The sequence below is a fragment of the Bacillus sp. FSL L8-0528 genome (genome assembly GCF_038593085.1).
GTDB classification, from domain to species: Bacteria; Bacillota; Bacilli; order Bacillales; family Bacillaceae; genus Bacillus; species Bacillus paralicheniformis.
The window spans coordinates 40,001-53,137 of sequence record NZ_CP151961.1; the positions used below are offsets into that span (position 1 = coordinate 40,001).

General features: G+C 43.5%; 16 protein-coding genes (1 of these 16 running past the window's edge). 15 read left to right on the plus strand and 1 reads right to left on the minus strand.

Annotated features, from left to right (window positions below):
- From MHI30_RS00200 to rsmI, 13 genes are all read left to right on the plus strand, one after another.
- Positions 1 to 152 carry the 3' portion of a sigma factor G inhibitor Gin gene (locus tag MHI30_RS00200; protein WP_020449787.1) on the plus strand. Its footprint begins 40 nt before the window's first position, so the window shows 152 of its 192 coding nt (coding positions 41-192); the start codon falls outside the window, past its left edge; the stop codon is at positions 150 to 152.
- A gap of 212 nt (positions 153 to 364) precedes the next feature.
- Positions 365 to 982 carry a 5-bromo-4-chloroindolyl phosphate hydrolysis family protein gene (locus MHI30_RS00205; protein ID WP_075752576.1) on the plus strand — a complete coding sequence of 206 codons (618 nt, stop codon included), beginning with the start codon at positions 365 to 367 and terminating at the stop codon, positions 980 to 982.
- A gap of 16 nt (positions 983 to 998) precedes the next feature.
- The gene (locus MHI30_RS00210; protein ID WP_075752578.1) at positions 999 to 2,177 is read left to right on the plus strand and encodes a toxic anion resistance protein; all 1,179 of its coding nucleotides are present in this window, start codon (positions 999 to 1,001) and stop codon (positions 2,175 to 2,177) included.
- A gap of 155 nt (positions 2,178 to 2,332) precedes the next feature.
- Positions 2,333 to 3,772, plus strand: coding sequence for an aminotransferase class I/II-fold pyridoxal phosphate-dependent enzyme (locus MHI30_RS00215; RefSeq protein ID WP_075752630.1), 1,440 nt, complete (start codon positions 2,333 to 2,335; stop codon positions 3,770 to 3,772).
- Entirely contained in the window at positions 3,769 to 4,407 is a 639-nt protein-coding gene (gene tmk, locus MHI30_RS00220) for a dTMP kinase (RefSeq protein ID WP_075752580.1), read from the plus strand. The genes MHI30_RS00215 and tmk overlap by 4 nt, the downstream gene beginning before the upstream one ends.
- A 74-nt stretch (positions 4,408 to 4,481) precedes the next feature.
- On the plus strand, positions 4,482 to 4,811 hold the full coding sequence (locus MHI30_RS00225) for a cyclic-di-AMP receptor (RefSeq protein ID WP_003178156.1): 330 nt from the start codon (positions 4,482 to 4,484) through the stop codon (positions 4,809 to 4,811).
- A gap of 11 nt (positions 4,812 to 4,822) precedes the next feature.
- Positions 4,823 to 5,263 (plus strand): YaaR family protein, encoded by a 441-nt coding sequence (locus tag MHI30_RS00230; RefSeq protein ID WP_003178158.1) that lies wholly within the window; start codon positions 4,823 to 4,825, stop codon positions 5,261 to 5,263.
- A gap of 11 nt (positions 5,264 to 5,274) precedes the next feature.
- The gene (holB, locus tag MHI30_RS00235) at positions 5,275 to 6,264 is read left to right on the plus strand and encodes a DNA polymerase III subunit delta' (RefSeq protein WP_075752582.1); all 990 of its coding nucleotides are present in this window, start codon (positions 5,275 to 5,277) and stop codon (positions 6,262 to 6,264) included.
- A 2-nt stretch (positions 6,265 to 6,266) separates the two neighbouring features.
- Positions 6,267 to 7,094, plus strand: a complete 828-nt coding sequence (locus MHI30_RS00240) for a stage 0 sporulation family protein (protein ID WP_020449794.1) — start codon at positions 6,267 to 6,269, stop codon at positions 7,092 to 7,094.
- Between the two features lie 14 nt (positions 7,095 to 7,108).
- On the plus strand, positions 7,109 to 7,471 hold the full coding sequence (yabA, locus tag MHI30_RS00245) for a DNA replication initiation control protein YabA (protein WP_020449795.1): 363 nt from the start codon (positions 7,109 to 7,111) through the stop codon (positions 7,469 to 7,471).
- Between the two features lie 64 nt (positions 7,472 to 7,535).
- Positions 7,536 to 8,279 (plus strand): tRNA1(Val) (adenine(37)-N6)-methyltransferase, encoded by a 744-nt coding sequence (locus tag MHI30_RS00250; protein ID WP_020449796.1) that lies wholly within the window; start codon positions 7,536 to 7,538, stop codon positions 8,277 to 8,279.
- Entirely contained in the window at positions 8,266 to 8,559 is a 294-nt protein-coding gene (locus MHI30_RS00255) for a GIY-YIG nuclease family protein (RefSeq protein WP_075752584.1), read from the plus strand. The genes MHI30_RS00250 and MHI30_RS00255 overlap by 14 nt, the downstream gene beginning before the upstream one ends.
- Positions 8,534 to 9,409: a 16S rRNA (cytidine(1402)-2'-O)-methyltransferase gene (gene rsmI, locus MHI30_RS00260; protein ID WP_142238597.1), complete on the plus strand. Its 876-nt coding sequence runs from the start codon at positions 8,534 to 8,536 to the stop codon at positions 9,407 to 9,409. Before MHI30_RS00255 ends, rsmI begins: the two co-directional genes overlap by 26 nt.
- Before the next feature lie 49 nt (positions 9,410 to 9,458).
- Here the strand turns inward: rsmI and MHI30_RS00265 are convergent, their stop codons facing one another.
- Positions 9,459 to 9,749: an AbrB/MazE/SpoVT family DNA-binding domain-containing protein gene (locus tag MHI30_RS00265; RefSeq protein ID WP_085959887.1), complete on the minus strand. Its 291-nt coding sequence runs from the start codon at positions 9,747 to 9,749 to the stop codon at positions 9,459 to 9,461.
- 507 nt (positions 9,750 to 10,256) lie between these two features.
- Between MHI30_RS00265 and metG the strand changes: the two genes are divergently transcribed.
- On the plus strand, positions 10,257 to 12,245 hold the full coding sequence (gene metG / locus MHI30_RS00270) for a methionine--tRNA ligase (protein WP_075752586.1): 1,989 nt from the start codon (positions 10,257 to 10,259) through the stop codon (positions 12,243 to 12,245).
- A gap of 84 nt (positions 12,246 to 12,329) precedes the next feature.
- On the plus strand, positions 12,330 to 13,097 hold the full coding sequence (locus MHI30_RS00275) for a TatD family hydrolase (protein ID WP_075752587.1): 768 nt from the start codon (positions 12,330 to 12,332) through the stop codon (positions 13,095 to 13,097).
- Positions 13,098 to 13,137 lie beyond the last annotated feature (40 nt).

Genomic DNA, 13,137 nt, shown 5'->3' on the forward strand with positions numbered 1-13,137 from the left:
AGGAAAATAAAACCGAAGGCATTCACCTTTATACGAAATTTTTATGTTCGGATTGTGAGAAAAAGATTATATCTACCTCAACATCAGACCCTGAGTACTCTGACTATGTCAAAAAATTAAAGAGTCTCCGGACGCCGCCATTATATTCTTAGACCGTTTCAGGTCTTTTTTTTAAGCCTTTAAGTCTGTATGGATGAAAGGTATAATGAAAGTGATGAAGACACGGTTAAGGTGTCTTTTTTGCTATACACCATGATTTTCGAGCTGAAACTTTGTTTAGCCGATATCCGTATTAGAAAGTAGTATAAAGAAACGACCGATTTATCATAAAAAAAGAAATTTATATATTAGGAGTAGTGGTGTAATGAAACCGATTCTTCATTTTATGCTTCGTGCAACTGCTGCAAGTGCATTGTCCGTGCTCCTTTGGTTCACCAGCTTCTTCGCGCTTAACCAGACTTTTCTGCTGTCTTCCGCTTATGCAGCCGGAACCTGGGTTGCCGTTTATCTTGGCGGGAAATGGTACGGAACCTATTTGTTTTTAAAAGAAAACCAGCTTACACGGCGGGAATATGCCTATATAAAGCAGAATCTGCGGGAAGCTAAGCTGAAAATCGCCCGGTTAAGGAAAGCCTTATTCGCAGTCAAAAACATTCAAACGATTAAACAAAATATAGAAATTCTCCGTATCGTCAGAAAAATTTACAGCATCACAAAGAACGAACCAAAGCGTTTTTACCAGGTTGAACGCTTTTATTATCAAAGCCTTGATTCAATTGTTGAACTAACGGAAAAGCATGCGTTTTTGGCGTCACAGCCAAAGCGTAATGCAAAGCTTGAAGTTTCTTTAAGCGAAACGCGTATGATGATCGATAAGCTTGCCAAGCAATTGGAAGACGACCTTTATGACTTGCTGAAAACAGACATTGACCACTTGGAGTTTGAACTGGACGTCGCGAAGCATTCAATGAAAAAAGGCTGATGGAGGAAAGCTAAAAATGAGCGAATATAAACCATCGTTACATAAAACTGGCGCACAGCTTGAAATTGATGATTTGCTTTCCGATCCTTTTGGACAAGGAGAAAAGTCTGTTTCCGGCATGGAGGAAGACCACCGCAGGCAGCAAGTAAATCTGGTTGATACATTATCCGAAGAAAAACGCCGGCAGGCATTCCAACTGGCCGAACAGATCGATCCAAAACAACATGACAGCATGACTCTGTATGGAACGCAAGCTCAATCCAAGCTCTTGAATTTTTCACACGAGATGCTTGAGCACGTCCAAAAAAAAGATATTGGTGAAATTGGGCAGGTCTTAAGCGACCTAATGAAAAAACTTGAACAGGTCAGCCCTGATGAATTGAAAACAAAAAAAAGGAACTTCTTTTTCCGTTTTTTCGGAAGAGTATCTCATTCTGTTCAAGAAGTCTTATCAAGGTATCAAAAAACCGGCGCCCAAATAGACAGAATCAGCGTAAAACTTGAGCATTCCAAAAGTGCGCTGATCAATGATAATAAGATGCTCGAACGGCTGTATGAAAAAAATAAAGAATATTATGAAGCGCTGAATGTCTATATTGCAGCCGGTCAGCTGAAGCTCGAAGAATTAAAACATCAAACCATTCCCGAACTAAAAGAGAAATCGAAAACAGAAGATCATCATATGGCCGTTCAGGATGTAAATGATATGATTCAGTTTGCCGACCGGCTGGAAAAGCGGGTTTATGATTTAACATTGAGTAGACAAATTACACTGCAGAGCGCCCCGCAAATCCGTTTGATCCAACACACAAATCAAGTGCTGGCGGAAAAGATCCAATCCTCGATTATGACAGCAATTCCTCTTTGGAAAAATCAGGTTGCTATTGCGCTCACTCTGTTGAGGCAGCGCCGAGCCGTAGAAGCTCAAAAACAGGTGTCAGCCACAACAAACGAACTGCTCTTGAAAAATGCCGAGATGCTGAAGGCCAACACGATCGAAACTGCCAAGGAAAATGAGCGTGGCTTTATCGATATCGAAACATTGAAACAAGTGCAGGACAATCTGATCGGAACACTTGAGGAGACGCTTAAAATTCAAGAAGAAGGCCGTTCAAAGCGCCTTCAGGCAGAAGAAGAAATAAGGGCAATGGAAGATGATCTCAAGGCTAAGCTGCTGGACATGAAAGAAAACTAAAACCGTTTATCATAAGCAAGATAAACATTTACCAAAACGTCCGCCCTTTATGTAATCCGCCTTGAAGGGTATAATAAATGCAGAATGTCATACCGTCACCCGGGAGCATGCGGGTGACGAAGAAAATAGAGAAGATGACTAAAGGATCGGTTTATATGAAGACACCTTTATATACAGCATTGGTGAACCATGCTGAAGGACATCATTATTCTTTTCACGTTCCGGGACATCACAATGGAGATGTCTTTTTTGATGAAGCGAAAACTTTTTTCGAAACGATTCTCAAAGTCGATCTAACTGAACTGACGGGTCTGGATGATTTGCATGAGCCATCAGGCGTCATCAAAGAAGCGCAGGATTTAGTTTCGCGGCTTTATGGCGCAGAAGAAAGTTTTTTTCTCGTCAATGGTTCGACCGTCGGGAATCTGGCGATGATCCTGGCTGTTTGTCAGCCGGGTGACACGATACTTGTTCAGCGGAACTGCCATAAGTCTGTATTTCATGCGATTGAACTTTCAGGCGCCCATCCGGTTTTTTTGACGCCGGAAATTGATGAGGCGATGGCCGTTCCCACACATATACTGTACGAAACGGCAAAAGATGCAATTTCACAATATCCGCACGCTAAAGGAATCGTGCTGACATATCCCAATTACTACGGACATGCTGTTGATCTGAAGCAGATCATAGAAGAGGCCCATCAACATGACATTCCCGTTCTAGTCGACGAGGCTCACGGCGCCCATTTTGTGCTGGGCCATCCATTTCCCCAGTCGTCGCTGAAAGCGGGCGCCGATGTTGTCGTTCAGTCCGCGCATAAAACGCTCCCGGCGATGACAATGGGATCTTATCTGCATATTAACAGCCGCAGGATTAACAGGGACAGACTGGCATACTATCTCTCCGTACTTCAAAGCAGCAGTCCTTCTTATCCAATCATGGCATCTTTGGATATAGCCAGGGCATACGCCGAAGATATCTTGAAAACAAATCGAACAGCCGATATTGAGAAAGAGCTCCTCAACATGAGAGAAGCCTTTTCTCAAATAAACGGAGCCGAGATCGTCGAGCCGGCTGAAGCCGGTATCCAGCAAGATCCGCTTAAGCTGTCTGTCAGATCAGCGTATGGCCACTCCGGTTTTGAACTGAAATCCATATTTGAAGCAAACGGCATCCATCCTGAATTGGCAGATGAAAGGCAAGTCCTGTTGATCCTGCCGCTTGAAGGAAAAAATAAGCCTTCGCCGGAACTGATCAGCACAATTGGCAAAGAAATCAAAGATACAGCTGTTCAACACGATCATCCTGCCGGAATCGGAATCCCTTCTGAAAAAGTCACAGCTTTGCCTTACCGGAAAAGCAAGTTGTCAGCCTTCAAAAAAGAATCGGTTCCTTTTGCGGAAGCCGCGGGCAGAATAAGCGCAGAACCGGTCATACCGTACCCTCCGGGTATTCCGTTGATTATGGCGGGTGAGAGAATAACAAAAGAGACGATCAGCCGGCTGACGCGGCTCGTCGATCTGAATGTACACATTCAGGGCAGCAAGCTCAAACAAAAGCAATTAACTGTATATATAGAAGAGGAGAAATCATGAACGGATTATTTATTACTTTTGAAGGGCCTGAAGGTGCGGGGAAAACGACAATCCTTCAGGCTGCGGCAGACCAATTGACGAAAAACGGCTATTCTGTTCTTGCGACAAGAGAACCGGGCGGCATTGAAATATCTGAACGAATTCGCGAGGTTATTTTAAATCCAAGTCATACGGCTATGGACCCAAAAACAGAAGCCTTATTATATGCAGCCGCAAGAAGGCAGCACCTTGTCGAAAAAGTAAAACCGGCGCTTGAAGAAGGAAAAATCGTCTTATGCGACCGGTTCATCGACAGTTCACTTGCTTATCAGGGGTATGCCAGGGGACTCGGCATTGATGAAGTATTTTCCGTTAATCAATTTGCGATCGGCAGTATGATGCCTAATATGACGATTTATTTCGACATCGACCCGGAAGAGGGAATGAAACGGATCAATTTAAATCATGCCAGAGAGAAGAACCGGCTTGATCTGGAAAAACTCCATTTTCATCAGCTTGTTCAAAAAGGCTATGAAGAAGTTATGAAGCGGTTTCCCGGCCGATTTCGGATCGTGGATGCCAGTCAGAATGTTGAACATGTGTTAAAAAGGGTAAATAACATCATTGAGGAAGCATTAAAAGAAAATCAGTTGTGACCTGTTTACCATTCATTGTTATAATGGTAGCAAGAGTATCCTTAAGTGTTTCCATCCAAAAGGGGGCTTTTCATATGAAGTTAATTATCGCTGTTGTTCAAGACCAAGACAGCAATAGGCTTTTAAAGGCTTTGACCGATCACAATTTTCGCGTGACTAAACTGGCGTCAACCGGCGGCTTTTTGAAATCGGGAAACACAACCTTCATGTTGGGTGTAGATGATATTCGAGTAGATAAAGCTTTAAGCTTGATAAAAGAAAACGGAAGCAAGCGCGATCAGCTGATTGCCCCTGTTTCTCCAATGGGCGGAAATGCCGATTCATATGTTCCTTATCCCGTTGAGGTTGAAGTGGGCGGAGCAACCGTTTTTGTACTGCCGATCGAGCAATTCCATCAATTTTAAGGGTTGAGGATATGAAAATAAGTCAAGAACTGCGTACAATGATAGAGAAACAGCAGACTCCGCCTGCAAGAGGAGAAAACGTTTCTGCTTCATTTAAAGAGAAGATGAATATACAAAGCGGCAAGCTTCGAGTTGAACAGCTGACAATGCTTTTAACAGATATTGAAGCGTTCGGAAAACGCCTATCAAAGTCGAGGAATTTCAAAGATTTGGCCAGGTTCAAAGGCTTGATCAAACGATTTGTAAAAGAGACCGTTGAAAACGGTCTGACGGTGGAGAATTCAAGAAGCTTCGATTTGTACGGAAACAGCCGGACATTGAGCATTGTAAAAGAACTGGACGAAAAGCTTGTGCAATTAACAGAGGACCTGATGGACCAAGAAAAATCCTCTATCGAACTTTTAGAACGGATTGGCGAAATCAAGGGTTTACTGATAAACCTTTACACATAGAGAGTGATGGTATGGCTACAACCTGGAAAGAAATGCAGAGGCTTCAGCCAAGGGTCATGAAGCTTTTGCAAAATAGTATAGAAAGAAACCGGCTTGCCCACGCCTATTTATTTGAAGGGCGCAAAGGGACGGGCAAATTAGACGCGGCAACACTTCTGGCAAAAAGTTTTTTTTGCCTTGAAGACGGAGCGGAGCCATGTGAGTCGTGCCGGAACTGCCAGCGGATTGAATCAGGAAACCATCCGGACGTTCACGTCGTGCATCCGGACGGACTTTCCATTAAAAAGGGACAAATTCAGGCGCTTCAGGAAGAGTTTTCAAAGACCGGTTTAGAATCGCATAAAAAGCTGTACATTATCTCCCATGCGGATCAAATGACGGTCAATGCGGCGAACAGCCTTCTGAAGTTTTTAGAGGAGCCGAGCAGCGATACAATCGCTGTTCTTTTAACGGAACAGCCGCAAAAATTGCTCGATACGATCATATCGAGATGCCAAGTTTTATCCTTTCAGTCGTTGCAGCCCGAATCAATTGAAAAGGAACTGATCAAACAAGAGGTCTCTCCGAATATTGCTGCCCTTTTGTCGAATATGACAAACAATTTATCGGAAGCGCTCGAATTGAGTCGAAATGATCAGTTTGCAGAGTCGCGAGCGAAAGTGATAAAATTGTATGAAGTCTTACACCAGCGAAAAGGACATGCTTTTTTCTATATTCAAGATCAGTGGATGCCCTTTTTCAAGGAGAAAGACCACCAAGAAATGGGTCTTGATATGCTTTTATTTATATATCGCGACGTGTTGTCCATTCAGTTGGGACATGAAGATAAAATACTATTTCAGGACTTATTCCAATCATTAAAACAGCATGCGCTGCAAACAACACAACAAAGAGTGACAAACCAGATACTTGCTGTTTTAGAAGCAAAAAAACGGCTTTATTCCAATGTGAATGCTCAAGGATTAATGGAGCACTTGGTTTTAATGCTGCAGGAGGGATAAGCTTGTACAACGTTATTGGTGTCCGCTTTAAAAAAGCGGGCAAAATATATTATTTCGATCCGAACGGATTTCAGATAGATAAAGACAGCTGTGTGATCGTCGAAACGGTTCGCGGTGTTGAATACGGGCAGGTTGTCATCGCCAACAAGAAAGTAGACGAGAACGATGTCGTGCTGCCTTTAAGAAAAGTGATCAGAGTTGCGGATGAGCGCGACCGCCTGATCGTTGAAGAGAATCAAGAAGCTGCGCTGTCCGCCTTTGATGTCTGCCAGAAAAAGGTTAACGAGCACGGCCTTGAGATGAAGCTGGTCGATGTGGAATTCACTTTTGACCGCAACAAAGTCATTTTTTATTTTACGGCTGACGGAAGAGTCGATTTTAGAGAACTCGTCAAAGATTTGGCATCAATCTTTAAAACGAGAATCGAACTGAGGCAAATCGGCGTCAGGGATGAAGCGAAGATGCTGGGCGGCATCGGACCGTGTGGAAGAATGCTTTGCTGTTCCACATTTTTAGGTGATTTTGAGCCCGTGTCTATTAAAATGGCAAAGGATCAAAATCTGTCGCTGAATCCGACGAAGATTTCCGGACTATGCGGACGGCTGATGTGCTGTCTGAAATATGAAAACGATGAATACGAAACAGCAAAAGAACAGCTTCCGGATATCGGGGAAGTGATCGCCACGTCCAACGGCCCTGCAAAAGTCGTCGGCTTGAATATTCTTGAACGCATTCTCCAAGTCGAACTGACAGACTGTGACAAAGTCGTTGAGTATACGTGGGATGAGCTGTTGCAAGAAGGTGTCGTATCTGCACAAACCACAGATTAACGAGGTGTGAAACCTTGGATAAAAAAGAATTGTTTGATACAGTGATAAGTTTAGAAGAACAAATCGGGTCTCTTTACCGCCAGCTTGGAGATCTCAAGCAGCATATCGGGGAAATGATTGAAGAAAACAATCATTTACAGCTTGAAAACGAGCATTTGCGCAAGAGGCTGGAAGAAACGGATCAAAGGCTAAAAAACGCAAAATCCGATGAAAAAGAGATAAAAGCAGAAAAGACAGGGCATGCTGATATTGGAGAAGGCCATGATAATTTGGCGCGCCTGTATCAGGAGGGTTTCCATATTTGCAACATCCATTACGGAAGTGTTCGCAAAGAAGGAGACTGCCTGTTCTGCCTCTCGTTCTTAAATAAAAAATAAGAAAGGCTTCCGGCGGAACGGAAGCCTTTTTAACGGTACAATGTGTTTAGGAAAGGGAAAAGACATGATTCAATTAAAAGACGATGAACGACTGGATTATTTACTTGCTGAAGATATGAAAATCGTGCAAAGCCCGACAGTTTTTGCATTTTCCTTAGATGCTGTTCTGCTGTCGAAATTTGCTTACGTTCCGATACAAAAAGGAAACATCATTGATCTGTGCACAGGGAACGGGATTGTTCCGCTGCTTCTCAGCACCCGCACAAAAGCCGCCATCACCGGGGTGGAAATTCAGGAAAGGCTGTATGACATGGCCCTCCGCAGCGTGGAATACAACAACCTGCAAAAACAGATTCATCTCATCAGGGACGACTTGAACAATATGCCGCAGGTGCTCGGATATAATAAAGCTGATGTCGTCACATGCAATCCTCCTTATTTCAAGACGCCGCAAAAAACGGAGCAAAACTTAAATGAACATCTGGCCATTGCCAGACATGAAATTTACTGCACGCTTGAAGACGTCGTTCGCGTCAGCAGCAAGCTATTAAAGCAGGGCGGCAAACTCGCCCTTGTTCACCGGCCGGGGAGGCTGCTCGAAATCTTTGAATTGATGAAAGCCTTCCAAATCGAGCCGAAACGCGTCCAATTTGTTTACCCGAAAAAAAGTAAAGAAGCCAACACCATTTTAGTGGAAGGAATAAAAGATGGCCGGCCTGACCTGAAAATTCTGCCTCCTTTATTCGTGTATGATGAACAAGATCAATATACACCTGAAATAAGGAAGATTTTATATGGAGACGAGTAGCCATTACTTTTACGTGCTTTCGTGCCGGGACGGCAGCTTGTACGCCGGCTATACAAACAATATCGAGAAGCGCCTGAAAACCCACAATGACGGGAAAGGCGCGAAGTATACGAGGGCAAGGCTGCCGGTTCAACTCCATTATGCAGAGTGCTTTTCAACGAAGCGAGAGGCGATGCAGGCCGAGTACTATTTTAAAAAATTATCGAGAAAGAACAAAGAACGTTATATAGAAGAAAAAAGACGGGAGGGTGTTGATTATCAACCGGCAAAAGAGCTTTGATCAAAAATCAGACATGGGCATGTTATATCTCGTTCCGACACCCATCGGCAATTTGGAGGATATGACATTTCGAGCGGTTTCTGTGTTAAAAGAGGCGGACATTATCGCTGCGGAGGATACGAGGCAGACGAAGAAATTGTGCCATGTATACGAAATCGAGACACAGCTTGTCAGCTACCATGAACACAATAAAGAAAGCAGCGGACACAAAATTTTGGAATGGCTGAAAGAAGGTAAAAATGTTGCGCTGGTCAGTGACGCCGGAATGCCGACAATATCTGACCCCGGGGCTGAAATCGTCCGCGATTTTATCGAAATGGGCGGCTATGTCGTGCCTTTGCCCGGTGCAAATGCCGCTTTGACCGCACTGATTGCCTCAGGCATTGCCCCGCAGCCGTTTTTCTTTTTCGGTTTTTTGGACCGTAACAAACGGGAAAGGAAAAAACAGCTCGAGGCTTTGAAGAACAGACAGGAGACGATGATTTTTTACGAGTCCCCGCATCGGCTGAAAGAAACCTTGTCAGCCATCAGAGAGGTATTCGGCAACCGGCAAATCGCATTGACAAGGGAACTTACGAAAAAATTTGAAGAATTTATCAGAGGTTCGATCGAAGAAGCGCTCACATGGGCTGAACAGGAACAGGTGCGCGGAGAGTTTTGCCTTGTAATCGAGGGAAGCCGTGAAGAAACGATCGAAGAATCGTTCTGGTGGGAGCACCTTTCAGAAAAAGAACATGTCGAGCATTATATCAGCGAAGGATATCATTCAAAAGAAGCCATTAAAAAAACCGCGGTTGACCGCGGCGTTCCGAAACGGAAAATTTATGACGCTTATCATATTCAAAACTAAAAAAACCGCCCTTGCTTCGGCAAGAGCGGTTTTTGTATAATCAAAATAATTATTTTTGAGATTGAAGTTGTGCTTGAATTTCGTTAATGATTTGCTCAGCGCCTTCAGGGCTAAGAACCAATTTACCGCCTGCAAGTTTAAGGTTGTCATCAGAAACTTCACCTGTAACTTGGCAAGTCATGTTTGGTTTATATTTTTTCAAGATGATTTTTTCGTCATCTACATAGATTTCAAGAGCGTCTTTTTCAGCGATTCCAAGCGTACGGCGAAGTTCGATCGGAATCACCACGCGTCCTAGCTCATCAACTTTACGTACAATACCTGTAGATTTCATATTCATTCTCCTCCCGAAAGATTGTTATTTTTATAGGTGTTTATTATCTTCGTCATTATTCGACAAAATCCTTACAGTCCTAGCATAACAAGGTTTCCAATAAACGTCAATCATTTTCTTTTCTATTGTTTGTAAAAATTAGATCATATAGTCAAAAGACCTTGGAAGAACTGATGTAACAAGGGAAATGAAGATGATAAAACAGTAGGATCAATCAAAAAAAAGCCCTTAAATCAAGACTTTCGAACTAAGGTTTTTCCTCATATCGATTATATACGACATTATTCGACAATGAAAGCATTTTTTTGTCGAAGTATAATATTTCTTTCTGTTAAAAAATTTGTAATCGACCGTATTCATGATGGATCGACAATGTATATTTTCTTGAACTTGAAGGCTAAGATGGTATCATATAAAGAGGGATTATATATTGAGTATATACTGAATGAATACACATGCCGCTCTCGTCCTTTGGGCGGGAGTTTTTTGACATTTTAATTGGGAGGTTCCATCATGCCGCAAGAAAAAAATACGTTTTACATCACTACACCCATTTATTACCCAAGTGGAAAGTTACATATTGGACATGCCTACACAACCGTTGCAGGTGATGCGATGGCTCGGTATAAAAGACTGAGAGGCTTTGATGTCAGATACTTAACAGGTACAGATGAGCACGGACAAAAAATCCAGCAAACGGCGGAGAAGGAAAATATCACTCCGCAGGAATTGGTCGATCGTGCGGCAGAAGACATTCAGCAGCTTTGGAAAAAGCTCGACATATCCAATGACGACTTCATTCGGACGACAGAGGAACGTCATAAAAACGTGATCGAAAAGGTTTTTCAGAAGCTTCTTGACAATGGTGATATATATCTTGACGAATATGAAGGCTGGTACAGCATACCTGACGAAACGTTTTACACCGAAACCCAGCTCGTTGATGTTGAGCGAAACGAGAAGGGCGAGGTGATCGGAGGAAAAAGTCCTGACAGCGGCCATCCCGTTGAGTTAATCAAAGAGGAATCTTACTTCTTCCGCATGGGAAAATACGCGGACCGGCTGCTCGCTTTCTATGAAGAAAATCCTGAATTCATTCAGCCTGAATCCCGCAAAAATGAAATGATCAACAACTTTATCAAACCGGGTCTTGAGGATTTGGCTGTTTCCCGGACGACGTTCGACTGGGGAATAAAAGTGCCCGGCAACCCGAAGCATGTCATCTATGTTTGGATAGACGCGCTGTTTAATTACATTACGGCACTTGGCTTTAATACGGCAAACGATGAAAATTATCAAAAATATTGGCCGGCAGACGTTCATCTTGTCGGTAAAGAGATCGTCCGTTTCCATACCATTTACTGGCCGATTATGCTGATGGCATTGGACCTTCCGCTGCCGAAAAAGGTTTTTGCCCACGGATGGCTGCTGATGAAAGATGGAAAAATGTCTAAATCAAAAGGAAATGTGGTCGATCCAGTCACATTAATCGACAAATACGGACTTGATGCATTGCGTTATTATCTTCTCCGCGAAGTGCCGTTCGGTTCTGACGGCGTATTTACACCGGAAGGATTTGTCGAGCGGATTAACTATGATTTAGCGAATGATTTAGGCAACCTGCTGAACAGAACGGTCGCCATGGTCAACAAATACTTTGACGGCCGGGTTCAGTCGTACGAAGGCCCGGTTACCGCTTTTGACGAACAGTTGTCATCATTCTCACAAAAGACAATTGAAGCGTACGAACAGGCGATCGAAAATATGGAGTTTTCTGTAGCGCTTTCTTCATTGTGGCAGTTTGTCAGCAGAACGAATAAATACATCGACGAGACAGCCCCATGGGTACTGGCAAAAGATCAGGACAAAGAAAAAGATCTTCAATCGGTTATGTACCATTTGGCAGAGTCATTGCGCATCACTGCTGTATTGCTGCAGCCGTTCTTAACGCAGACGCCTGAAAAGATTTTTGCACAGCTCGGTGTTACGGATGCGTCATTGAAAACCTGGGACAGCATTAAAAGCTTCGGACAGCTGAAATCGGTAAAAGTTCAAAAAGGAGAACCGTTGTTCCCGCGTCTTGAGGCGGAAGACGAAGTCGCTTATATCAAATCAAAAATGCAGGGAACGGCTCCAAAAGAAGAACCGAAACAAGAGGAAAAAGCAACTGAAAGGCTTCCGGAAATCACGATAGACGATTTTATGAGCACGGAGCTGAGAGTGGCTGAAGTCATCCATGCCGAACCCGTCAAAAAAGCGGACCGTCTGTTAAAGCTTCAGCTTGATTTGGGCTTTGAAAAACGCCAGGTCGTTTCAGGAATTGCCAAGCACTACAAACCTGAAGAGCTTGTCGGCCGGAAAGTCATTTGTGTAACAAACTTAAAACCGGTCAAACTAAGAGGAGAACTTTCTCAAGGCATGATATTGGCTGGAGAAGACAACGGCGTTCTGTCGCTTGCGGCGGTAGACAGTTCATTATCAAACGGAACGCGAATCAAATAAATGTTGGCAAAGGGTGTTCCACGTGTAACATTTCGTCGAACACCTTTTGTTTTTTCGACAATATCTAAAAAAGGTGGCATTTTGATGTTATTTGATACACATGCACATTTAAATGCCGAGCAATTTAATGAGGATTTGGAAGAAGTCATTGCTCGGGCAAAGGAAGAAAAAGTGGAGCACATTGTTGTTGTGGGATTCGATCGTCCGACGATCAAGCGCGCAATGGAATTGATTGAAGAATACGATTTTATCTATGCTGCCATCGGGTGGCATCCGGTTGATGCAATTGATATGACCGATGAAGATTTGGCTTGGATCAGAGACCTCTCCGCCCATGAGAAAGTTGTGGCGATCGGTGAAATGGGACTTGATTATCATTGGGATAAGTCGCCGAAGGACGTTCAAAAAGAGGTATTCAGAAAACAGATCGCTTTGGCAAAAGAAGTCGGCTTGCCAATCGTGATTCACAACCGTGATGCAACAGAGGATGTCGTTTCTATTTTGCGGGAAGAAGGGGCTGAGGTAGTCGGCGGGATCATGCACTGTTATACCGGAAGCGCCGAAATTGCACAAGAGTGCATCAATATGAATTTCTACCTATCTTTCGGCGGTCCCGTCACATTTAAAAATGCCAAAAAGCCGAAGGAAGTGGTCAAACAAATACCAAATGACCGACTTTTAATTGAGACGGACTGCCCGTATTTAACGCCGCATCCATACAGAGGAAAGCGGAATGAACCAAGCTATGTCAAGCTTGTCGCCGAACAGATTGCTGAATTGAAAGGGATGACTTATGAAGAAATAGCGGCCGTCACCACAGAAAATGCAAAAAAACTTTTCGGCATCAGCTGACACGATTTGATATCGAGCCTTGTTCAAGCTTGTCTCTTCG

What these genes read in the sequence shown, in the direction of transcription:
- MHI30_RS00205 (WP_075752576.1), top strand. Translation starts at nt 365, where the DNA reads ATGAAACCGATTCTTCATTTTATGCTTCGTGCAACTGCTGCAAGTGCA.
- MHI30_RS00210 (WP_075752578.1), top strand. Translation starts at nt 999, where the DNA reads ATGAGCGAATATAAACCATCGTTACATAAAACTGGCGCACAGCTTGAA.
- MHI30_RS00215 (WP_075752630.1), top strand. Translation starts at nt 2,333, where the DNA reads ATGAAGACACCTTTATATACAGCATTGGTGAACCATGCTGAAGGACAT.
- tmk (WP_075752580.1), top strand. Translation starts at nt 3,769, where the DNA reads ATGAACGGATTATTTATTACTTTTGAAGGGCCTGAAGGTGCGGGGAAA.
- MHI30_RS00225 (WP_003178156.1), top strand. Translation starts at nt 4,482, where the DNA reads ATGAAGTTAATTATCGCTGTTGTTCAAGACCAAGACAGCAATAGGCTT.
- MHI30_RS00230 (WP_003178158.1), top strand. Translation starts at nt 4,823, where the DNA reads ATGAAAATAAGTCAAGAACTGCGTACAATGATAGAGAAACAGCAGACT.
- holB (WP_075752582.1), top strand. Translation starts at nt 5,275, where the DNA reads ATGGCTACAACCTGGAAAGAAATGCAGAGGCTTCAGCCAAGGGTCATG.
- MHI30_RS00250 (WP_020449796.1), top strand. Translation starts at nt 7,536, where the DNA reads ATGATTCAATTAAAAGACGATGAACGACTGGATTATTTACTTGCTGAA.
- MHI30_RS00255 (WP_075752584.1), top strand. Translation starts at nt 8,266, where the DNA reads ATGGAGACGAGTAGCCATTACTTTTACGTGCTTTCGTGCCGGGACGGC.
- MHI30_RS00265 (WP_085959887.1), bottom strand. Translation starts at nt 9,749, where the DNA reads ATGAATATGAAATCTACAGGTATTGTACGTAAAGTTGATGAGCTAGGA.
- metG (WP_075752586.1), top strand. Translation starts at nt 10,257, where the DNA reads ATGCCGCAAGAAAAAAATACGTTTTACATCACTACACCCATTTATTAC.
- MHI30_RS00275 (WP_075752587.1), top strand. Translation starts at nt 12,330, where the DNA reads ATGTTATTTGATACACATGCACATTTAAATGCCGAGCAATTTAATGAG.